17 protein-coding genes are annotated in these 21,589 nt (G+C 62.9%); 8 read left to right on the top strand and 9 right to left on the bottom strand.

Annotated features, from left to right (window positions below; genetic code table 11):
* Positions 1–135: 135 nt before the first annotated feature.
* From sohB to alkB, 3 genes are read left to right on the top strand one after another with little or no spacing between them, the layout of a single operon-like run.
* Positions 136–1,155, top strand: a complete 1,020-nt coding sequence (gene sohB, locus BM046_RS03350; RefSeq protein WP_090537001.1) for a protease SohB — start codon at positions 136–138, stop codon at positions 1,153–1,155.
* Between the two features lie 59 nt (positions 1,156–1,214).
* A complete protein-coding gene (locus BM046_RS03345) occupies positions 1,215–2,201 on the top strand; it encodes a YhdH/YhfP family quinone oxidoreductase (protein WP_090536999.1) in 987 nt (328 codons plus the stop codon).
* Positions 2,202–2,252: 51 nt separating this feature from the next.
* Positions 2,253–2,867, top strand: coding sequence for a DNA oxidative demethylase AlkB (alkB, locus tag BM046_RS03340; RefSeq protein WP_090536997.1), 615 nt, complete (start codon positions 2,253–2,255; stop codon positions 2,865–2,867).
* Here the strand turns inward: alkB and BM046_RS03335 are convergent.
* The 7 genes from BM046_RS03335 to metH all read right to left on the bottom strand — a co-directional run bounded on the left by BM046_RS03335 (position 2,830) and on the right by metH (position 11,957).
* Positions 2,830–3,168, bottom strand: coding sequence for a DUF2845 domain-containing protein (locus BM046_RS03335; RefSeq protein ID WP_090536995.1), 339 nt, complete (start codon positions 3,166–3,168; stop codon positions 2,830–2,832). The two genes, alkB and BM046_RS03335, sit on opposite strands and share 38 nt — an antisense overlap.
* A complete protein-coding gene (locus BM046_RS03330; RefSeq protein WP_090536993.1) occupies positions 3,165–3,839 on the bottom strand; it encodes a MarC family NAAT transporter in 675 nt (224 codons plus the stop codon). Before BM046_RS03330 ends, BM046_RS03335 begins: the two co-directional genes overlap by 4 nt.
* A 215-nt stretch (positions 3,840–4,054) precedes the next feature.
* Entirely contained in the window at positions 4,055–4,549 is a 495-nt protein-coding gene (locus BM046_RS03325) for a DUF934 domain-containing protein (RefSeq protein WP_090536991.1), read from the bottom strand.
* Complete coding sequence (locus BM046_RS03320; RefSeq protein ID WP_090536989.1) at positions 4,533–6,191, bottom strand: nitrite/sulfite reductase; 1,659 nt, start codon at positions 6,189–6,191, stop codon at positions 4,533–4,535. Before BM046_RS03320 ends, BM046_RS03325 begins: the two co-directional genes overlap by 17 nt.
* Positions 6,192–6,620: 429 nt before the next feature.
* Entirely contained in the window at positions 6,621–6,797 is a 177-nt protein-coding gene (locus BM046_RS03315; RefSeq protein WP_235818573.1) for a DUF2970 domain-containing protein, read from the bottom strand.
* Between the two features lie 116 nt (positions 6,798–6,913).
* Positions 6,914–8,248 carry an MATE family efflux transporter gene (locus BM046_RS03310; RefSeq protein ID WP_235818557.1) on the bottom strand — a complete coding sequence of 445 codons (1,335 nt, stop codon included), beginning with the start codon at positions 8,246–8,248 and terminating at the stop codon, positions 6,914–6,916.
* A gap of 16 nt (positions 8,249–8,264) precedes the next feature.
* Complete coding sequence (gene metH / locus BM046_RS03305; protein ID WP_090536984.1) at positions 8,265–11,957, bottom strand: methionine synthase; 3,693 nt, start codon at positions 11,955–11,957, stop codon at positions 8,265–8,267.
* Between the two features lie 315 nt (positions 11,958–12,272).
* Between metH and nfuA the strand changes: the two genes are divergently transcribed.
* On the top strand, positions 12,273–12,857 hold the full coding sequence (nfuA, locus tag BM046_RS03300; protein WP_090536982.1) for a Fe-S biogenesis protein NfuA: 585 nt from the start codon (positions 12,273–12,275) through the stop codon (positions 12,855–12,857).
* 38 nt (positions 12,858–12,895) lie between these two features.
* On the opposite strand, the gene BM046_RS03295 is transcribed toward nfuA, so the two are convergent.
* Positions 12,896–14,845, bottom strand: a complete 1,950-nt coding sequence (locus BM046_RS03295) for a transglycosylase SLT domain-containing protein (protein WP_090536980.1) — start codon at positions 14,843–14,845, stop codon at positions 12,896–12,898.
* A gap of 164 nt (positions 14,846–15,009) precedes the next feature.
* On the opposite strand from BM046_RS03295, the gene BM046_RS03290 reads away from it, so the two are divergent.
* A complete protein-coding gene (locus BM046_RS03290; protein ID WP_090536978.1) occupies positions 15,010–16,923 on the top strand; it encodes an ATP-binding cassette domain-containing protein in 1,914 nt (637 codons plus the stop codon).
* Positions 16,924–16,963: 40 nt separating this feature from the next.
* Here BM046_RS03290 and BM046_RS03285 read toward each other — a convergent pair whose 3' ends face one another.
* Positions 16,964–17,407: a universal stress protein gene (locus BM046_RS03285; protein WP_090536975.1), complete on the bottom strand. Its 444-nt coding sequence runs from the start codon at positions 17,405–17,407 to the stop codon at positions 16,964–16,966.
* A 105-nt stretch (positions 17,408–17,512) separates the two neighbouring features.
* Here BM046_RS03285 and BM046_RS03280 point away from each other — a divergent pair, with 105 nt between their 5' ends.
* From BM046_RS03280 to fadA, 3 genes are all read left to right on the top strand, one after another.
* The gene (locus tag BM046_RS03280; RefSeq protein WP_090536973.1) at positions 17,513–17,944 is read left to right on the top strand and encodes a hypothetical protein; all 432 of its coding nucleotides are present in this window, start codon (positions 17,513–17,515) and stop codon (positions 17,942–17,944) included.
* 241 nt (positions 17,945–18,185) lie between these two features.
* Positions 18,186–20,333 (top strand): fatty acid oxidation complex subunit alpha FadB, encoded by a 2,148-nt coding sequence (fadB, locus tag BM046_RS03275; RefSeq protein ID WP_090536971.1) that lies wholly within the window; start codon positions 18,186–18,188, stop codon positions 20,331–20,333.
* A gap of 30 nt (positions 20,334–20,363) precedes the next feature.
* The gene (fadA, locus tag BM046_RS03270) at positions 20,364–21,539 is read left to right on the top strand and encodes an acetyl-CoA C-acyltransferase FadA (protein ID WP_090536969.1); all 1,176 of its coding nucleotides are present in this window, start codon (positions 20,364–20,366) and stop codon (positions 21,537–21,539) included.
* Positions 21,540–21,589 lie beyond the last annotated feature (50 nt).

Here is a 21,589-nt window from a genome sequence, read left to right as displayed (position 1 = left end):
TCAGAGGGTAGGGCGGGTCGGTCGGGCTGTCAACAAAAATCATACGGTCGTTTGAATTCCCCCTGCCAAGCGCTGTCTGCATAAGAAGACGCATGGGGTATGCTTGCAATTCAGTGAACCTGTAAGGAGATATCTGTGGAGTGGCTTGCCGAGTACGGACTGTTTGCAGCCAAGGCGCTGACCGCGCTGGTGGTGGTGTTCATCATCCTGGTAATGGTGGCTTCCCTGAGGGGGCGTCAGCGTCGGGGGGAAGGGGTACTGCAGGTGACCCGGCTCAATGATCAACTAGCGGACATGACCGATCGCCTGGGCCAGGCGGTGCTCGACAAGCCGGCGCTCAAGGCGCTGCACAAGAGCCGCAAGCAGGAGGCCCGGGCCCGCAGCAAGGGCGGCGCTGATCGGGACAAGGTGTTCGTGCTCAACTTCAATGGTGATATCAAGGCCAGCGCCCTGGAAAGTCTGCGCCATGAGGTGACCGCCGTGCTGGAGCTGGCCACCCCGCGGGACGAGATAGTGCTGCGCCTGGAAAGCGGCGGGGGCATGGTGCACGCCTATGGACTGGCCGCATCGCAGCTGACCCGTGTTCGAGATGCCGGGGTGCCCCTGACGATATGCGTCGACAAGGTGGCGGCCAGCGGGGGTTACATGATGGCCTGTATCGGTGATCGGGTACTGGCGGCGCCCTTTGCCATGCTCGGGTCGATCGGGGTGGTGGCGCAACTGCCGAACTTCCACCGTGTGTTGAAGAAGCATGATGTGGACTACGAGATGCTCACCGCCGGGGAGTACAAGCGCACTCTGACCCTGTTCGGTGAAAATACCGAGAAGGGCCGGGAGAAGTTCCAGGAGGACCTGGAGAACATCCATCGGCTGTTCAAGCAATTCGTTTCCCGTTATCGACCGGTTCTCAACGTCGACGAGGTGGCCACGGGCGAGGTCTGGTTCGGTACCGAGGCACTGCAGAAAGCCCTGGCCGACGAGATACGTACCAGTGATGAGTACATCAGCCAGCGCATCCGCCAGGCCGATGTGTTTGAAGTGCACTTCCATCGTCCGAAGAAGCTGCAGGATCGCTTGAGCTCAACCATGTCAGCGGCGCTGGACCGCCTGCTGTTGACCTGGGTGTCCCGACTCTACAATCAGCGCTTCTGGTAGCTCCGCCGATCCGCGGTGCTGCCTGGCAGCCACCCTGTCTGTAATACGAGGAGTTTTGCATGTCCGAATTCAAGGCACTGCTGGTGAGCGAGGAGCAGGGGCAGTTCACCCGCTGCGTGGTGCTCCGCCGCATTGATGAGCTGCCCGCCGGAGAGGTGCTGATCCGCGTGCACTGGTCATCACTGAACTACAAGGATGCCTTGTCCGCCAGTGGCAACCGGGGCGTGACCCGTCACTATCCCCATACCCCCGGGATCGATGCGGCCGGCGTGGTGGAGGCCAGTGCGGTGCCCGAGCTGGTGCCCGGTGACGAGGTGATAGTCACCGGCTACGACCTGGGCATGAATACCCCGGGCGGCTTCGGTCAGTACATCCGCGTACCTGCCGGCTGGGTGCTGAAGCGCCCGGCGGGGCTGAGTCTGCGCGAGAGCATGGTGCTGGGCACTGCCGGTCTGACCGCGGGTCTGTGCATCGACAAGCTCCAGCGTGCCGGGCTCACCGCCGACACGGGGCCGGTGCTGGTTACCGGCGCTACCGGTGGGGTAGGCAGTATTGCGGTGGCCATGCTCGCTCAGCAGGGTTACGAGGTGGTGGCCATGACCGGTAAGACCGATCAGGCCGACTTCCTCCGCGGGCTGGGCGCCAGCGAGGTGATCAGCCGGGAGGAGCTGCAGTCCGGTACCGGCAAGATGCTGCTGGCTGAGCGCTGGGCCGCGGCGGTGGACACCGTCGGTGGCGACATCCTGTTCAACGTGGTCAAGTCGCTACGCTATGACGCCAGTGTTGCCTGCTGCGGCCTGACCGCAGGGGGGCAGTTCCAGGCCAGTGTCTTCCCGTTCATTCTGCGCAACGTCAACCTGCTGGGTGTCGACTCGGTGGAGCAGCCGCTGGTAGCCAAGGCCTCCATGTGGGATCGCCTGTCCCTGCAGTGGAAGACCGATCTCAGCCGTCTGGAGCGGGAGATCACGCTGGATCAGCTGTCAGACCATATTGATACCATTCTCGCTGGTAGCATGACCGGCCGGGCGGTGGTGAACCTTGGTTGAGGTGCAGTGAGGACTCAGGATCTGTTTCACCAGCCGCAGCAGCGGGTGGCGATGGGCGCCCAGGCCTTCATGCTGCCCGGCTTTGCCGAGCCCTGGCTGGCGACGCTGTTGCCCGCCCTGGAGCGGGTGCTGCAACGGTCACCGCTGCGTCAGATGACGACCCGGGGTGGTCGGCGCATGTCGGTTCAGAGCAGTGCCTGTGGCGATGTGGGCTGGGTTTGCAGCGAATTCGGCTATCGTTACAGCCCGATCGATCCCGCCACGGGGCAGCCCTGGCCGGTCATCCCCGAGTGTCTGCTGCAACTGGCCCAGCGCGCCGCCGACAGTGCCGGGTTCCAGAGCTTTCAACCCGACACCTGTCTGATCAACCGCTACCTTCCCGGCGCCCGCATGGGACTACATCAGGATCGGGATGAGAGGGACTTCAGCGCGCCTATCGTCTCCATTTCCCTGGGTATGCCGGCCACCTTCCTGTTCGGCGGTCACAACCGCAGCGATCGCCCGGCCCGAACTCTGCTGCAGCACGGGGATGTAGCAGTATGGGGCGGCGTTGACCGGTTGCGCTTTCACGGCGTGCTGCCGCTTGCCGATGTGCCACACCCACAATTGGGTAGCCAGCGGATCAATCTCACCCTGCGCCGTGCCGGATCAAACAAGGCTGATTAATCCCTCCTGCTGCGAATTTCCACCAGCCTGTCGTCAAGAAAGCGCGCTGATAGCGTATGCCGCCCGGGGGCGTATAGGTCCAGTGTTTGACCGTAGCGGCACCGCGCACCACAAAACCGTTCTCGTCGATAGCGGGACTGTCGGTAACCTGTGAGGAGGGCGCGCCGCATTTATCCAGCACGCCCTGAGTGCTCTCGCCGGTAGAGACGATGCCGTCATTGCAGCGCATGGTTGCGCCGACGGCACTGGTTGAGGCGAGCACGCTGGCCAGCAGGGTCAGCGTGCAGAGCAGCTGTTTCATGGGGCCTTTTTTTCCCGCGCGGCATCTATCTCCCGGATGATGCCTTCGATCAGTTCGGGGCTCTGGGCCACTTCCACCACGCCGTTGACGATGAACTGCACGCCGACACAGAGGATCAGAAAGCCCATGATCTTGGTCATGGCGTGCAGACCGTTGACCCCCAACACCCGTACCAGGCGGGTCGACAGCCGCAGGGTGATGTAGACCACCGCGGCGGCGAGCAGTATGCCGATGATGATGGAGACGAAATCCAGCCAGCCCCGGGCCAGCGAGGTAAGACCTATGGTCACGGAAATGGCCCCCGGCCCGGCCAGACTGGGCATGGCCAACGGAGTGAAGGACACATCACGCTTGCGCCTGGACTCCTGGCGCTCCGCTGCCGTCTGACCGGCGTTGTCCCTGGGGTAGAGCATGCGCATGCCGACCCCGGCCACCAGAATGCCGCCGGCTATGCGCAGGCCGGGCAGCGACAGACCGAAGAACTTCATGATGAAGCTCCCGCCGATCAGGAAGGCCACCAGAATGCAGATCATGTAGATCACCGCCTTGCGGGCCTGGTCGCGGCGTTCTGCGTCCGTGTCCCCCTCGGTGATGGCGAGGAACATCGGGGCGGTACTGAAGGGATTGATGATCGGCAGCAGGGCGATAAGGGCGGCTATGGCAAGTTGCATGGGTTGTGCGGGTCCGGAATCAGCAGAAAACAGCCTGCGCAAGTCTACCCCACGCCAGTCGCCCCCCCCGCCATCCCGTCCGGGGGAGGGCGCTTGCGTTTGCTCTGGGTATCGTCAGCCGGGCTGAAGTTATCCAGTCGCTGGGCTAACGCAAGGGGAAGCAGGATGAGCTGGGTGGGGACAGCACCGGACGGGCGTCCGGTGCTGTGGCAGGCTCAGCGTCGTCTGAACAGCGGCAGCGGCTGATCAGTGGCGGCCTGATAGACCTCGGAGAAGTCCTGCAGACTGGCCAGCGCCGCGTGGGGATCGTGATCTTCGCGCAGGGCGTAGGCATTGAAGCCGCAGCGGCGCATGAAGAACAGCTGATCACGCAGCACGTCGCCGATCGAGCGCAGCTCGCCCTGATACTGGTAGCGGTCACGCAGCAGCCGGGCGTTGGAGTAGTTGCGCCCGTCGCTGAACACCGGGAAGTTCAAGGCGATCACGGCAAAACTGTCCAGATCCTCGGCGATGCACTCGGCTTCCTCGTCCGCATCCAGCCAGACGCCCAGGCGCCCGTCCCGCGCCTTGAGGGCGTGGGAGTGCTCCAGCCACATGGCCAGAGGCACTATGACGTCGCCGGTATTGGTCAACTGGTCCAGGGTGGCGTCCTTGGGCAGCAGTTCCCAGGTATCCGGGACGACCTGGTTGTCCTTAATGATCAGCCGCATATACGCGCTCCTTGAACGGGTCCATGCCAATGCGCTCGTAGGTATCGATGAAGCGCTCTTCAGGGGTGCGGTGCTCCAGATACACGTCGATCAGCTTCTGCACTACGGTGGGCATCTGATTGGCGGCAAAGGAGGGGCCGAGGATCTTGCCGATGGCGGCGTCACGGCCGGACTTGCCACCCAGGGAGACCTGATAGAACTCCTCGCCCTTCTTGTCCACACCCAGAATGCCGATGTGGCCGATGTGGTGGTGACCACAGGCGTTCATGCAGCCGGAAATATTCAGTTCCAGTTCGCCGATGTCGTACAGGTAGTCGAGGTTGTCGAACTGCTCCTGGATGGACTGGGCGATCGGGATGGACTTGGCGTTGGCCAGCGAGCAGAAATCGCCGCCGGGGCAGCAGATCATGTCCGACAGCAGACCAATGTTCGGAGTGGCAAAGCCGGCTTCGCGGGCCTTGTGCCACAGCTCGTACAGATCCTTCTGGCGTACGTAGGGCAGCACCAGGTTCTGGTAATGGGTGGAGCGGATCTCGCCCAGGCTGTACTGCTCGGCCAGGTCGGCGGCGGCTTCCAGCTGTTCGGCGGTGATGTCGCCCGGTGCAACCGCGTTGGGCTTGAGTGACAGGGTCACGGCGGCGTAGCCCGGAGCGCGGTGCGGGTGCACGTTGCGGCTGGCCCAGTTATTGAAGCCCTTGTCGCTGCCGCGCTTGTCCAGGTAGCCGGCGTCGTCACCCGGGAAACTTTCCAGCTCGGGGCTGACGAAATACTTGCTGACGCGCTGCAGTTCACTCTCGGTCAGGGTGGCCGGGCCATCCTTGAGGTTCTGCCATTCGGCCTCGACCTTCTCGCCGAAGACTTCCGGGGTCAGGGCCTTGACCAGAATCTTGATGCGCGCCTTGAACTTGTTGTCCCGGCGACCATAGCGGTTGTACACCCGCAGAATAGCCTCGAGATAGGTCAGCAGATGCTGCCAGGGCAGGAAGGCGCGGATTTCGGCGCCAACCATGGGAGTCCGACCGAGGCCGCCACCCACCAGCACCTGGAAGCCCAGCTCGCCGGCTTCGTTGCGCACGGCATTCAGACCGATATCGTGCACGCCGATGGCAGCACGGTCTTCCCTGGCGCCATTGATGGCGATCTTGAACTTGCGCGGCAGGAAGGCGAATTCGGGGTGGAAGGTCGACCACTGACGGATAATCTCGCACCAGGGCCGCGGATCGATGATCTCATCGGCGGCCACACCCGCGAACTGGTCGGTGGTGGTGTTGCGGATACAGTTGCCGCTGGTCTGGATGGCGTGCATCTGCACCGAGGCAAGTTCTTCCAGGATATCCGGCACATCTTCCAGATTCGGCCAGTTGAGCTGAATGTTCTGGCGGGTGGTAATGTGCGCGTAACCCTTGTCGTAACGACGGGTGATATAGGCCAGTTTGCGCAGACGTTGGGAAGAGAGTACGCCATAGGGTACGGCGATACGCAGCATGGGTGCGTAGCGCTGGACGTACAGGCCGTTCTGCAGGCGCAGCGGCAGGAATTCTGTCTCGGAAAGCTCGCCGGCGAGATAGCGGCGTACCTGATCGCGGAACTGCCTGGCGCGGTCCTCAACGATACGTTGGTCATACTCGTCGTAAATGTACATTCTGACAACCTGTTGGTGGGCCAAGGCCCATAGCTAACGGTGTTTCACCCGACTGGGTTCCAGGGGCGGGCAGACAATATCAGGTTTTCTTTATGCTTAAAAGGAATGTTTATCTATATGCTTATATCGCATAATCTCATTACCGATGCGTATTACTTGTGCGTCGGATCGGAGTGGTCTTAACTGTCAGGGCAGGAGTATCCATGCCGGATCAACTCCATTCCCATTCGAACAACAAGAGGAACGCACCATGCAGGAACAGGATACTCATACCGGCGGTGGCCCCGACAGCGGGCTGGATGCCTTCGCCGCTGTCGCCCTGATTCTGATAGCAGTAGCTACCGCCGTGTTCTGGGTCAGCCAGCACTGACGCCGAGCCCCGGCTTCCGACTGCAGTCCGGAGTCGCAGGGACTCCGGAGCCGGACATTCTAGCGCCCGGCGAAATGCAGTACCAGCTTCACCACCCCGATGATGACCAGCACGAAGACCAGCATGAAGCCCACCCCGAAGTAGATGAAGTGGCTGGGCTTGCCCTGACTGAAGTCCCGCTCCCGTGCCCGGTTGCTCTGCACACCGAGGGCGCCGAAAAGTATGGTGCTGAGCATCTGTCGAAAGCCCAGTCCGTTGCGGGGTGAACTGTCCTCTGGCTGCTGGTGCTTGCTGCCGCTGTTCTTGTTGTTTTCGCTCATGGCTGCCTCTTGCGGGAGTTGACAGGTCGCGCTCATAACCGGATATCGGCCCAGTGCTTGCGCCTCCATAGTATGGCAAAGATCACGGAGGCCATGACCCGGTACAGGCTCTGCAACAGCCACACCGCCAGCAGCCCGCCGCCCAGTACCGGCCCGATGAGATAGGCGCAGGGCAGGAAGATCAACCACTGGCTGCCCAGATTCACTCCCATCACCATGCGGCTGGCTCCGGCGCCGAGCAGCGCCTGGGTGAGGACCAGGGCGGTGGCATCCAGGGTCATGCCCAGCCCGGTGATGCGCAGCGGCCACTGCCCGAGCGCCAGCAGTTCGGGGTCCTGAGTAAAGATCTGCAGCACCAGTTGCGGCATCAGCCAGAAGGGCAGGCCGAGCAGGAACAGCATCAGTGCCGCGACCTTGACCACATCCCAGCCCCAGCGATAGGCGTCCTGGGGCTGCCCGGCGCCGAGGCTGTGACTGACCAGGGTGGTGGCGGCCATGCCCATGCCCACCCCGGGCAGAATCAGCAGCAGCGCGAGATTGATCAGGATATGCGCCACCGCCAGTTCGGCGGTGCCGATCTGGCCTATGATCCAGAACAGCACTGTCACGCCGGTGGCAAAGAACAGCTGTTGCAGGGAGTTGGGCAGCGACAGGCGCAACATCAGGCGCAGCTCGGCCAGCGGCGGCAGACGGCGCAGGAAGCCCTGCCGGCGGCCGCGAAACCAGGTGAGCGTGAAGTACAGCGCTGTGCCGAGGAACATGGCCAGGGTGGTGCCGAGTCCCGAGCCCTCTGCGCCCATTTCCGGCAGACCGAAGCGGCCGAAGATCAGGCCGTAGCTGATGACCACATTGAAGATGTGCATCACCACCAGGATCTGCAGATAGCGCCCGGTCTGGCGGATGCCGTTCCAGTAGCCGCGGAAGGCGAAGTTGCAGCCCACCGCGATGATCGCCAGTGCCCGCCAGCGGAAGTAGTCCGCGCCTATTGCCGTCACCTCGGGATCGTCGCTGAGCTGGGCCAGGATGGCCTCGGCGTTGAACCAGCACAGCAGGCTGAGGGGCAGGGCGATCAGCGCGGCGATCAGCAGGCCGTTGTTCAGTGGCTCCGCGCTTTGATCGACCAGTCCCTGGCCGCGTCGACGGGCTACCGTGGCCTGTACCCCGACCCCCAGACCCATGACCAGGGCGATGGCCATGAAGTTGACATAGCCACCCAGGCCGACACCGGCCAGCGCGGCCTGGCCCAGGCTGCCGACCATGGCGGCATCCACCAGATTCAGCAGACTCTGGCTGAGCATGCCCCCCATGATCGGCAGGCCCAGCATGACGATGGTCCTGAAGCGATCATGGGTGGGAACAAGGCTCACTCGTCAGGTCTTCCCTTCAGATGTCGTAACCCAGGTTGGGCATCAGCCAGCGCTCGCTGACCTCGATATCCTGGCCCTTGCGCCGGCTGTAGCTCTCGACCTGATCGCGGTCGATCTTGCCCACGGCAAAGTACTGGGCCTGGGGATGGGCGAAATACCAGCCGCTGACTGCCGCCGTGGGGAACATGGCGTAATGCTCGGTCAGGGTCACACCACTGTCACCGTCCCGGTCCAGCAGCTGGAATAGCGCATCCTTCTCGGTATGGTCAGGGCAGGCCGGATAGCCGGGGGCAGGGCGGATGCCACGGTATTTTTCGCGGATCAGCTCCTCGTTGCTCAGCTGCTCATCCGGCGCATAGCCCCAGTACTCCCTGCGTACCTGCTGGTGCAGCCACTCGGCGCAGGCCTCGGCCAGGCGGTCGGCCAGCGCCTTGACCATGATCGAGTTGTAGTCGTCACCGGCCTCCTGGTAGGCCTTGGCCACCTCCTCGGCGCCGATGCCGGCGGTGGTGATGAAGCCGCCCACATAGTCGGTCAGGCCGCTGTCGGCCGGGGCGACGAAGTCGGCCAGGGCGAAGTTGGGCTTGCCGTCGGTCTTGATGGTCTGCTGGCGCAGGTGATGCAGGCGCTTGAGCGGCTTGCCATTGTCGTCGAACAGCTGGATATCATCATGATCCACCTGATTGGCCGGCCAGAAACCGAACACCGCGCGGGCGCGGATCAGCTTCTCGTCGATCAGTTTGCGCAGCAGGGTCTGGGCATCGTTGAACAGGGAAGTGGCGGCTTCGCCGACGACCTCGTCCTCGAGGATTCGCGGATACTTGCCGGCCAGGTTCCAGGAAATGAAGAAGGGCGTCCAGTCGATGTACTGCTCCAGCACATTGAGGTCGATGTCCTCCAGAATCCGGCGTCCGGTGAAGCTGGGCTGCACCGGGCGATACTGACTCCAGTCGAACTGGGGCTTGGCCGCCAGTGCCTGCTCGTAGCTGAGCCGCTCGGTGCGCCTGGCCCGGTTGGCGGTACGCTCGCGGATCATCGCGTACTCGTCGCGGATGTCCTTCACATAGGCCGGCTTGAGCTCCTTCGACAGGAGGGTGGTGGCCACGCCCACGGCACGGGAGGCGTCGGTGACGTAGACCACCGCATCGTTGGTGTAATGCGGGTCGATCTTCACCGCGGTATGGGCCTTGGAGGTGGTGGCGCCGCCGATCATCAGCGGCAGGTTGAAGCCCTGCCGCTGCATCTCCCGGGCGACATGGACCATCTCGTCCAGGGACGGGGTGATCAGGCCGGACAGGCCGATGATGTCGCACTTTTCCTCGATGGCGGTCTTGAGGATCCTGTCCGCCGGCACCATCACGCCCAGGTCGACGATGTCGTAGCCGTTGCAGCCGAGCACCACGCCGACGATATTCTTGCCGATGTCATGCACGTCACCCTTGACGGTCGCCATGAGGATCTTGCCCTTGGCTTCGGGCTTGTCGCCTTTCTCCGCTTCAATGAAGGGAATCAGGTGGGCCACCGCCTGCTTCATGACCCGGGCCGACTTGACCACCTGGGGCAGGAACATCTTGCCGGAGCCGAACAGGTCACCGACCACGTTCATACCGGCCATCAGCGGCCCCTCGATCACCTCGATGGGGCGGGCGTACTGCAGGCGTGCTTCTTCGGTATCAGCAACGATATGGGTGGTGATGCCCTTGACCAGGGCATGCTCCAGCCGCTTGTCCACCGGCAGGCTGCGCCACTCCTCGTTTTCCACTTCCTTGACCGAGCCGTCGCCCCGGTAGTCCTCGGCGATCGCCAGCAGGGCCTCGGTGGCGCCCGGGTGGCGGTTGAGAATCACATCCTCGACCTTGTTGCGCAGGTCCTCGGGGATCTGGTCGTAGATCTCCAGCTGACCGGCGTTGACGATACCCATGTTCAGACCGGCCTTGATGGCGTGGTACAGGAACACCGAGTGGATGGCCTCGCGCACCGGGTTGTTGCCCCGGAAGGAGAAGGACACGTTGGACACGCCACCGGAGGTCAGGGCGTAGGGCAGGTGGTCGCGGACAAAGGCGCAGGCTTCGATGAAGTCCACCGCGTAGTTGTTGTGCTCCTCGATGCCGGTGGCCACGGCAAAGATGTTGGGGTCGAAGATGATGTCTTCCGGCGGGAAGCCGACCTCATTGACCAGGATGTCATAGGAGCGCTGGCAGATTTCCTTCTTGCGTTCGGCGGTATCGGCCTGGCCGCGCTCGTCGAAGGCCATGACCACGACCGCGGCGCCGTAGCGCTTGCACAGGCGGGCGTGGGCCTTGAACTCCTCGACACCTTCCTTCATCGAGATGGAGTTGACGATGCCCTTGCCCTGGATGCACTTGAGGCCGGCCTCGATGATCTCCCACTTGGAGGAGTCGAGCATGATCGGCACCCGGGAGATGTCGGGCTCACCGGCGATCAGATTGAGGAAGGTCACCATGGCCTTCTTCGAATCCAGCATGCCCTCGTCCATGTTGATATCGATGACTTGAGCGCCGGCCTCTACCTGCTGCAGCGCCACCTCCAGCGCTTCGGTGTAATTCTCCTCGCGGATCAGCCGGGCGAACCTGGCCGAGCCCGTGATGTTGGTGCGCTCGCCGACGTTGACGAACAGGGAGTTGCGATCGATGGTGAAGGGCTCGAGTCCGGACAGGCGACAGGCCCTTGGGATATCGGGGATCTGCCGGGGGGCGATGTCCTTCACCGCTTCGGCGATGGCGCGGATATGCTCGGGGGTGGTGCCGCAGCAGCCACCGACGATATTCACGAAGCCGGACTGGGCAAACTCGGCGACCAGTTCCGCGGTCTCGGCGGCGCTTTCGTCATACTCGCCGAACGCATTGGGCAGACCGGCGTTGGGGTGGGCGGAGACATAGGTGTCGGCCTTGTTGGACAGCTCCTCCAGATAGGGACGCAGCTCGCGGGCACCCAGCGCGCAGTTCAGGCCCACGGAGATCGGTTTGGCGTGGCGGACGGAGTTCCAGAAGGCCTCGGTGGTCTGGCCGGACAGGGTACGGCCGGAGGCGTCGGTGATGGTGCCGGAGATCATGATCGGCAGCTCCACACCCAGTTCCTCGAACACGCCCTGAACGGCAAAGATGGCAGCCTTGGCGTTAAGGGTGTCGAAGATGGTTTCGATCATGATCAGATCGGCGCCACCCCGGACCAGGCCGCGGGTGGCTTCACTGTAGTTGTCTACCAGCTCATCGAAGGTGATGTTGCGGTAGCCGGGGTTGTTGACGTCCGGGGACAGGGAGCAGGTGCGGCTGGTCGGCCCGAGTACGCCGGCTACGAAGCGCGGTTTGTCCGGGGTTTCGGCGGTCTTTTCGTCACAGACCCGGCGGGCGAGGCGGGCACCTTCGTAGTTCAGCTCGTAGGCCAGGTCTTCCATGCCGTAGTCGGCCTGGGATACCCGGGTGGAGTTGAAGGTGTTGGTTTCGATGATGTCGGAGCCGGCGTCGAGATAGGCCCGTTCGATACTGGCAATCACCTCGGGCTTGCTGAGAATCAGCAGGTCGTTGTTGCCTTTGAGATCCCGGTGCCAGTCGACGAAGCGCTCGCCGCGGAAATCCGCTTCGCTCAGCTTGTAGCTCTGGATCATGGTGCCCATGCCGCCGTCGAGAATCAGAATGCGCTGGCGCAGGGCCTCGTGCAGGAGAGTCAGGCGGGTACTCAGGTCAGACATGGGAGCTCCGGGATCAGCAATGAAATAAACGGTTAAGTCTACCAGACGGGCGCCCGTGCCTGATATGAATGGAACTCATGATGCTATTGATTTGATTCAAGCAGATGTTGGTGTCTGCTTGTGTTAACGCGGTTTTACGCGGTTGCATCTACGTGCATGCCTGCGCACTGCTACGCCCCGTCGTGGCCTGTCGTGATGGTTCAGCTTGATGAAAGGGATACGAAAGATTAATAACCAAGTGAATTGGTGGGTCTTTATTCGGGGGGCCTTATCCCGTACAATACACGCATTACGTCATCGACCGAGAGGCATTTCATGGCAGGTATTCACTTCACCGAGGCTGCTCAGACCTATCTGGCGGAGCTGTTGTCGAAGCAGGACACCACCGGTGTCGGCATCCGCGTGTTCATCACCCAGCCCGGCACTCCCTACGCTGAAACCTGCATCGCCTACTGCAAGCCGGGTGAGGAGAAGGCGGAGGATCTGCTCATCTCCCTGGCGGCCTTTCCGGTCTGGGTGGATGCGGTCAGTGAGCCCTTCCTTGAGGACGCGGTGGTGGATTATGCCACCGACCGTATGGGCGGTCAGCTGACCATCAAGGCGCCGAATGCCAAGGTGCCGATGGTCAATGAGGACAGCCCGCTGAATGACCGTATCAACTACCTGCTGCAGACCGAGATCAATCCGAGCCTGGCCAGCCATGGCGGCGAGATCAAGCTGATCGACGTGGTTGAAGGTGGTATCGCGGTGCTGCAGTTCGGTGGCGGTTGCCAGGGCTGCGGCATGGCGGATGTAACACTCAAGGAAGGGGTCGAGAAGACCCTGGTTGCGCGTATTCCGGAAATCACCGGTGTGCGTGACGTGACCGACCATTCGGTCACGGAAAATGCCTACTACTGAGTGCTGAATACAGGGCGTGCGTTACACGCCCTGTGCCGTTACTCGATGTATTTCTCGTGCGGCTCCATCACCGGCTGGCGGATGCCCAGCTTCTCTCCGTAGATCACCCCATAGGTCAGGACGCTCTGCACATAGCTGCGCGTCTCGTCGAAGGGGATGGTCTCGATCCAGATATCCGCGGGCATCGCCGGCAGATCCCTTGTCCACTGACGTACACGACCGGGCCCGGCGTTGTAGGCGGCGGAGGCGAGCACCCGGTTGCCCCGGAACTGGCTGTACAGCTGTGACAGATAGGCCGTTCCCAATGCAATGTTGCGTTCCGGGTCCAGTACCGCGCTGCTGGTATTGGCCAGGGGAATATTGTTCCGGCGAGCGGTTTCCTGCGCGGTGGCGGGCATCAGCTGCATCAGCCCCAGGGCACCGGCATGGGAACGGGCGTCGGTCATGAAGCCGCTTTCCTGGCGGGTAATGGCGTAGACCCAGGTGGAGTTAAGCTGACGCAGGCGTGCCTGACGGACGATGGGTTCGCGGTAGGCCAGGGGGAAGCGGATCTCCAGGTCATCCCAGTGCTGAGCCTTGCTGATGCCGCGGATGGCGGGGAAATACCAGTCCATCTGCCGGGCCAGTGCGGCCTGAGCGATCAGTTCTTCGCGGCTGAACAGGCGCTCGGCGTGGTACCACTCGCGCCGGGCATCCAGATAGTCGCCACGGGCATGAAACTCCCTGGCGCGAATGATCCCGGCGGTATTGGCTACCCGGGCTGCGGCGCGGGCGTCCACCGCCACCGGCTGGTGATTCAGGGCGTAGGGGCGTCGGCTGCGCTCGGCGGCGAGGAAGCCATAGAAGTCGCGTTCGCCGGCCAGGCTGGCGTAATCCTCGGTCAGTTCACCCACGGCGGAATTGGCCAGCTGGCGGCTGCGCAGTTCCCAGTAGCGCCAGCGGCTCTGCTGGCGCAGGTGCTCGGGCATGTGTCGGGTCAGATCCAGTACGTTGTGCCACTGACCGGTGCGCAGCGCCAGCCGACCACGCCATTCGGTGACGGTGTCATCCTTCAGCTCGGGGTCGTTGGCGGCCATGAACGCCAGGGCCCGGGGTTCATGGCGGCGGGCCAGACGCACGCCGATATCCCGGGTCAGGGCCAGGCGCTGCTCGTCACTGAAGGGCAGATGCTGATAGTGCGGCCACAGCGCCAGCGCGGCGCTGGCGTCGTCCCGGCCCAGGCGGCGCAGGGCGACTGTCACTATGTCGGTCAGCTGCTCGGGTGGCTGGTTGGCGCCCGGCTGGTACTTGCTCACATCGGACAGCATGCGCGGATTGATCGCCGTGGCGACGAAGCGCTCGGCCAGGGCCTGCTGGCTCGGAACATAGCGCAGCAGATACCTGGCCAGGGCATCCTGGCGGTGCAGCAGGGCCAGGCGGATACGTTCCCAGGCTACGGCTTCGGTCAAGCCGCCGGAGGCGCGCCAGCGCTCGAACAGCGGAGTACAGGCATCCGGCTGGGAATGGCCGACTGTCCAGAGTTCCCGGGCACGCTCGCGGGCCTGCTCGACCTTGCCTTCGTTCCAGTCCTGCAGGACCAGCGGGCATTCCAGTTCCGCGGTGAGGCTGTCCGCGTCGAGGTGACGACGCAGCCGGGGCCAGTCCCCTTCGGCGCGGAGCCGCTTGAGCCAGGTGGCCTTGATGCTGCTGGCCGCCGGCAGGTCGCCATGGCGGCTGAGAAATTGCTCGATCTCACCGTGCGGCGCCCGGTCCAGGCGCTTGCGCAGCGACTCCATGACCAGATAGGGGTACAGCGGATAATCCGTCAGCGCGCTGCTCAGGCTGTTGAATCTTTCCATGTCACCGCGCTCCAGAGCGGCCCTGGCCTGGTCATACTGCCTGCGCTGTTCCGTCAGACGGTCGGCCTGGGCAGGCAGGCTGAGCAGCAACAGGCTGACACACAGCAGGCGAATGGCGCGGAGCAGGGTAGAGGACGCGTGCACGAGCATAGATATGGGAGACCTGACACTGGCTTGTCTGAATGCCCGGGGGATCCGGGGCTGAGCTCAGCTTAGCTGTTTGCATGTCTCCTTCAAAGCCGTTGGCCGCAATAAACATGCAGTTACACAGGCCTGCGGGTAGAATGCGACCCTGAATCTGAAAAAGGTGTGTTATGGCTCTGCTTTCCTTTACCGACGTTTCCCTGGCCTATGGCCTCAATCCACTGCTGGACAGGGTCAGTTTCCAGCTGGACCGGGGCGAGCGGGTGTGTCTGATCGGTCGTAACGGTGCCGGCAAGTCCAGCCTGCTGCGCTTGGTGACCGGCGAGCAGGCGGCGGACGAAGGGGAGATCTGGTTTGCCCCGGGCCTCAAGATCGGCCAGCTGCCCCAGGAGCTGCCCGAAGCGGATGCGAGCAAGGTCTACGACGTGGTAGCCCAGGGCCTGGCCGGGGTCGGTGAACTGCTGGCCGAGTACCATGCCCTGGTTACCGGCGAGATGGGCGAGGCCGAACTGGCGCGTCTGGAGAAGGTCCAGCATCAGCTGGAATCCCGGGATGGCTGGCGGCTGAACCAGCTGGTGGAGACTACCCTGACCCGACTGGGTTTGCCGGCGGACAAGAGCATGTCGGAGTTGTCCGGCGGCTGGCGCCGGCGGGTGCTGCTGGCCCAGGCTCTGGTATCCGAGCCGGATGTGCTGCTGCTGGACGAGCCGACCAACCACCTGGATATCCATACCATCGCCTGGCTGGAAGAGGTGCTGCTGGAGTTCCGCGGCGCGGTCCTCTTCATCACCCACGACCGGCAGTTCCTGCAGGCCTTGGCGACGCGGATCCTGGAGCTGGACCGCGGTCAGCTGATCGACTGGCAGGGGGACTACCGCAGCTTCCTCGAGCACAAGGAGCAGCAGCTGGAGGCCGAGGCGACGGCCAATGCGCTGTTCGACAAGAAGCTGGCCCAGGAGGAAGCCTGGATCCGCCAGGGCATCAAGGCCCGGCGCACCCGTAACGAAGGCCGGGTGCGGGCACTCAAGGCCATGCGCGAGGAGCGCGCACGGCGTATCGAACGTCAGGGCAAGGCCAGTTTCCAGCTGGAGACTGCCGATGCGTCGGGCAAGCGGGTGATCGAGCTGGACAAGGTCAGCTTCGCCTGGCCGGGCCAGCCGCCGCTGATCCGTGAGCTGACCACCCATGTGCTGCGGGGGGACCGCATCGGCCTGATCGGCAACAACGGCTCGGGCAAGAGCACCCTGCTCAAACTGATGCTCGGCCAGCTCCAGCCCACCTCCGGTACCGTAAAGCACGGTACCAAACTGGAAGTGGCCTATTTCGATCAGCTGCGCGATCAGCTGGATCTGGAAAAGACGGTGATCGACAACCTCTCCGAGGGTCGCGACTTCATCGAGATCAACGGTCAGCGCCGCCACGTGATCAGTTACCTGGGTGACTTCCTGTTTTCGCCGGAGCGTACCCGTACGCCGGTCAAGGCCCTGTCCGGCGGGGAGCGTGCGCGACTGCTGCTGGCCAGGCTGTTCAGCAAGCCGGCCAACGTCCTGGTGCTGGACGAACCCACCAACGATCTGGATGTGGAAACCCTGGAGTTGCTGGAGGATGTCCTGGCGGGCTTCGACGGCACAGTGCTGCTGGTCAGTCACGACCGGGCCTTTCTGGATAACGTGGTCACCAGCTCGCTGGTGTTCGAAGGGCAGGGCAATGTCCGGGAATATGTCGGCGGTTACGCCGACTGGTTGCGCCAGGGAGGCCGAGTCGAACTGCTGGCCGAGCGTCTGGATGAGCCGGCACCGAAACCGGTACAACCGGCTCCGGTGATCGAGCCTGCGCGCACGGCAGCGCCGGCGGCCAAGCCCAGGCTCAGCTACAAGCTGCAGCGCGAGCTGGAGGCCATGCCGGCTTTGCTGGAGCGCCTGGAAGCCGAGCTCGAAGCATTGCAGCAGCAGGTCAGTGATCCGCAGTTCTACCAGCAGCCCCATGAGCAGACGGCGCCTGTTCTGGCGGCCCTGGACAGCAAGCAGGCCGAGCTGGATCAGGCGCTGGAACGCTGGGCGGAACTGGAGGACATGGCCGGCTGAGCCGGCCAGCGGCGCCCTCTATCGGTAGGGTCGTGTCAGATCAGGTGTTCTCGGTCTTGTTCAGGCGGACCGCAATCACGTCACAGGGGGCCCCATGGAGCACGTCGTTGGCGGTGGAGCCGAGCAGCAGGGCCAGGCCATGTCGGCCGTGGCTGCCGACCACGATCAGATCGCAGCCGAATTCGGTGGCGACCCGGTGAATCTCCTGACGCGGGTGACCGAAGGCAATCTGCATCTGCTCTTCGGGCAGTCCGTAATCCCCGGCGAACAGTTGCATGCGCTCCCTGGCCTGCTCGAACTGTTGCTGCTGAAGCATGGACAGGTCCATGGGGACATCACCGCCATAGGCCATGGCCAGTGGTTCGACCACATGCAGTACGGTGAGCTTGGCGCCCAATGCCCTGGCCAGCTGCTGGGCATGGTCGGCCACGGCGCGACACTCATCAATCAGATCTACAGCTACCAGCACATGTGAGTAGAGCATGCAGAGTCTCTCCTTCCTTGTTTTCGCTGATCTTAGCAGTCTTTGCCGGCAGGTCCACAGTTTACCGGCCTGCGGCCACGCAAAACCTCACGAGGAATCGAAATCATGCCTACCTGGGTAATAGTCGCCGTGGTGGCGGCCATCCTGATCTCCAGTCTGTTCAAGCTGATGCCCCGTGGCCGGGAGTTTCACCTGCACCGGCTGCGCGAGCAGGCCAGGCATCGCGGTCTGGCTGTGGAGTGGCTGCGCGAGTCGCAGCAGGTCAACCAGCTGGCAGGCTGCATCGCCTACCGCATGCCGCTGGAGCGCTGTCGGGTGGATGCCGAGTTCAGCTGTCGGAGAGGGGAAGAGGGCTGGTTGTGGCTCAGCGGCTCGGCCGCCACGCCGCACTGCATGGAGGTGCTCGAGCGCCTGCCCGAGCAGGTGCGGGGTATCGACCGCCAGAGTCTCTCGGTGGTGGTGTACTGGCGCGAGCCGGACGATATTGCCGTGCTGGACCAGCTGGTGACAGCCCTGCAGCCCCTGCGCGGGGTCTGATCCGGCCCCCTGCGAACTGACTTCCCGAGGTAACGGCTCTATAGTGTTTTTTGTAGTCAGTTGCCCGCCGCAGATTGACAACGCCCGCGTTTTCCATAAAGGTGTGCGTACCCGAATCAAACGAGCGTATGAATTTGCCAGGCAGGCAGCACTTCATAGTTATCGGGAACAATCATGACACCGTCCGGCAGTGGGTCGGACCGGTGTTTCTCATGTGCTTTCACAGCGTGGAGATCAGTTGATGATTTACGAAGGTAAAGCCATCACGGTTCAAATCCTTGACGACGGCATCGCCGAGCTCAAGTTCGATCTGCAGGGCGAGTCGGTCAACAAGTTCAACCAGGCTACCCTCGCCGAACTCAAGGCAGCCGTTGAAAAGATCCAGTCCGACAGCAACATCAAGGGCGTCATCGTAACCAGTGGCAAGGACGTGTTCATTGTCGGCGCCGACATCACCGAGTTCGTGCATGCGTTCAAGCTGTCCGAAGAGGAGCTGGTTGCGGCCAACATCGAAACCAACCGCATCTTCAACGCCTTTGAAGATCTGAACGTGCCCACAGTGGCGGCCATCAACGGCCTGGCCCTGGGCGGCGGTCTGGAAATGTGTCTGGCCTGCGACTTCCGCGTCATGGCTGAAAGCACCAAGATCGGTCTGCCGGAAACCAAGCTGGGTATCTATCCCGGTTTCGGCGGCACCGTACGTCTGCCGCGCCTGATCGGTGTGGACAACGCCGTCGAGTGGATTGCCGGTGGCGCCGAGCAGCGCGCCGGGGCCGCCCTGAAGGCCGGTGTCGTGGACGCCGTGGTAGCCGATGACAAGCTGCGCGATGCGGCTCTGGATCTGGTCCGCCGCGCCATTGCCGGTGAGCTGGATTTCCGCGCCAAGCGCCAGCCCAAGCTGGAGAAGATCAAGCTCAACACCATCGAGCAGATGATGGCCTTTGAAACCACCAAGGGCTTCGTTGCCGGGCAGGCCGGTCCGAACTACCCAGCGCCGCTGGAAGCCATCAAGACCATGCAGAAGGCGGCCAACCACGGTCGCGAGAAGGCACTGGAAATCGAGGCAGCCGGTTTTGCCAAGATGGCCAAGACCACCGTGGCTGCATCCCTGGTGGGTCTGTTCCTGAACGACCAGGCGCTCAAGAGCAAGGCGAAGAAGTACGACAAGCTGGCCGGTGAAGTGAAGCTGGCAGCGGTACTGGGTGCCGGCATCATGGGCGGCGGCATCGCCTACCAGTCCGCCTACAAGGGCACGCCGATCCTGATGAAGGACATCCGCGAAGAGGGTATCCAGCTGGGTCTGGACGAAGCCTCCAAGCTGCTGGGCAAGCGGGTCGAGAAGGGCCGCATGAAGCCCGCCGAGATGGCCAGGGCACTGAACGCCATTCGCCCGACCATGTCCTACGGCGACTTCGGCAACGTCGACATCGTGGTCGAGGCCGTGGTCGAGAATCCGAAGGTCAAGCACGCCGTGCTGGCCGAGGTCGAGCAGCATGTGAAGGAAGACGCCATCATCGCTTCCAACACCTCGACCATCTCCATCACTTACCTGGCCCAGGCCCTGAAGCGCCCGGAAAACTTCGTCGGCATGCACTTCTTCAACCCGGTACACATGATGCCGCTGGTTGAGGTCATCCGTGGCGAGAAGTCCAGCGAGAAGGCCATTGCCACCACCGTGGCCTACGCCAAGAAGATGGGCAAGACCCCGATCGTGGTCAACGACTGCCCCGGCTTCCTGGTCAACCGCGTGCTCTTCCCGTATTTCGGCGGTTTTGCCCGCCTGATCGGCATGGGTGCCGACTTCCAGCGCGTCGACAAGGTCATGGAGAAATTCGGCTGGCCGATGGGCCCGGCCTACCTGATGGACGTGGTGGGCATGGATACCGGTCACCACGGCCGTGATGTGATGGCCGAAGGTTACCCGGATCGCATGGCTGACAAGACCAAGACCGCCGTCGACGTCATGTACGAGGCCAACCGCCTGGGTCAGAAGACCGGCAAGGGCTTCTACGCCTATGAAGTGGACAAGAAGGGCAAGCCGAAGAAGGTGGTCGATCCCGAAGCCTACGAACTGCTCAAGCCGATCGTGCAGGAGCAGCGCGAGCTGACCGATGAAGAGATCGTCGAGATCATGATGGTTCCGCTGTGCCTGGAAACCGCCCGTTGCCTGGAAGACGGCATCGTCGAGACCGCTGCAGACGCCGACATGGGTCTGATCTACGGTATCGGCTTCCCTCCCTTCCGGGGCGGCGCTCTGCGCTACATCGATACCATTGGGGTGGCCGAGTTCGTGGCCATTGCTGACAAATACGCCGAGTTTGGCCCCATGTACCACCCGACTGAAAAGTTGCGTGAGATGGCTGCCAACGGCCAGAAATTCTTCGGTTAACCGCGGAACGTACAGAGCGAGAGTGAATTTATGAGCCTCAATCCGAGAGACGTTGTAATTGTCGACTTCGGTCGCACCCCCATGGGCCGTTCCAAGGGCGGCATGTACCGCAATGTCCGTGCCGAAACCCTGTCCGCCAACCTGATCACCGGGCTGCTGGCGCGCAACCCGAAAGTGGACCCGGCCGAAGTTGAAGATGTCATCTGGGGCTGCGTGAACCAGACCCTGGAGCAGGGCTGGAACATTGCCCGGATGGCGTCGCTGATGACGCCGATTCCGCACACCTCCGGCGCCCAGACCGTCAGCCGTCTGTGCGGTTCTTCCATGAGCGCGCTGCACACCGCTGCCCAGGCCATCATGACCGGCAATGGCGATGTGTTCGTGGTCGGTGGCGTGGAGCACATGGGCCACGTCGGCATGATGCACGGTGTTGATCCGAACCCGGCCCTGTCGCTGTACGCAGCCAAGGCTGCCGGCATGATGGGTCTGACTGCGGAAATGCTCGGCAAGATGCACGGCATTACCCGCGAACAGCAGGATCTGTTCGGTGTGCGTTCGCACCAGCGTGCGCACCAGGCTACCGTCGAAGGCCGCTTCAAGGATGAGATCATCCCGATGGAAGGTCACGACGAGAACGGCTTCCTGCGCCTGTTCACCGAAGACGAGACCATCCGTCCCGAGACTACCCTGGAAAGCCTGGCCGCCCTGCGTCCGGCGTTCAACCCCAAGGGCGGTACCGTGACCGCGGGTACTTCCTCGCAGATCACCGACGGTGCTTCCTGCATGATCGTCATGTCCGCCGAGCGCGCCAAGGCCCTGGGCATCGAGCCCATGGCGGTGATCCGCTCCATGGCGGTGGCCGGTTGCGATCCGTCCATCATGGGCTACGGTCCGGTTCCGTCCACCAAGAAGGCGCTCAAGCGTGCCGGTCTGACCATGGACGATATCGACCACGTCGAGCTGAACGAGGCCTTTGCCGCCCAGGCGCTGCCTGTGCTCAAGGACCTCAAGCTGCTGGACAAGATGGACGAGAAGGTCAACCTCAACGGCGGCGCCATCGCCCTGGGTCACCCCTTCGGCTGCTCCGGTGCGCGGATCTCCGGCACCCTGCTGAACGTGATGAAGCAGAATGGCGGCACCATCGGCGTGGCCACTATGTGCATCGGTCTGGGTCAGGGTATCACCACCATTTTTGAGCGTGTGTGATAGCTGAACCCGGAAGGCAAACCGAGGTACATTATCGGTAGCTGATTGAG

This window comes from Halopseudomonas formosensis, assembly GCF_900115905.1.
GTDB classification, from domain to species: Bacteria; Pseudomonadota; Gammaproteobacteria; order Pseudomonadales; family Pseudomonadaceae; genus Halopseudomonas; species Halopseudomonas formosensis.
Note: the sequence above shows the minus strand (reverse complement) of the source record. Positions and strands in the feature narration are given on the sequence as shown.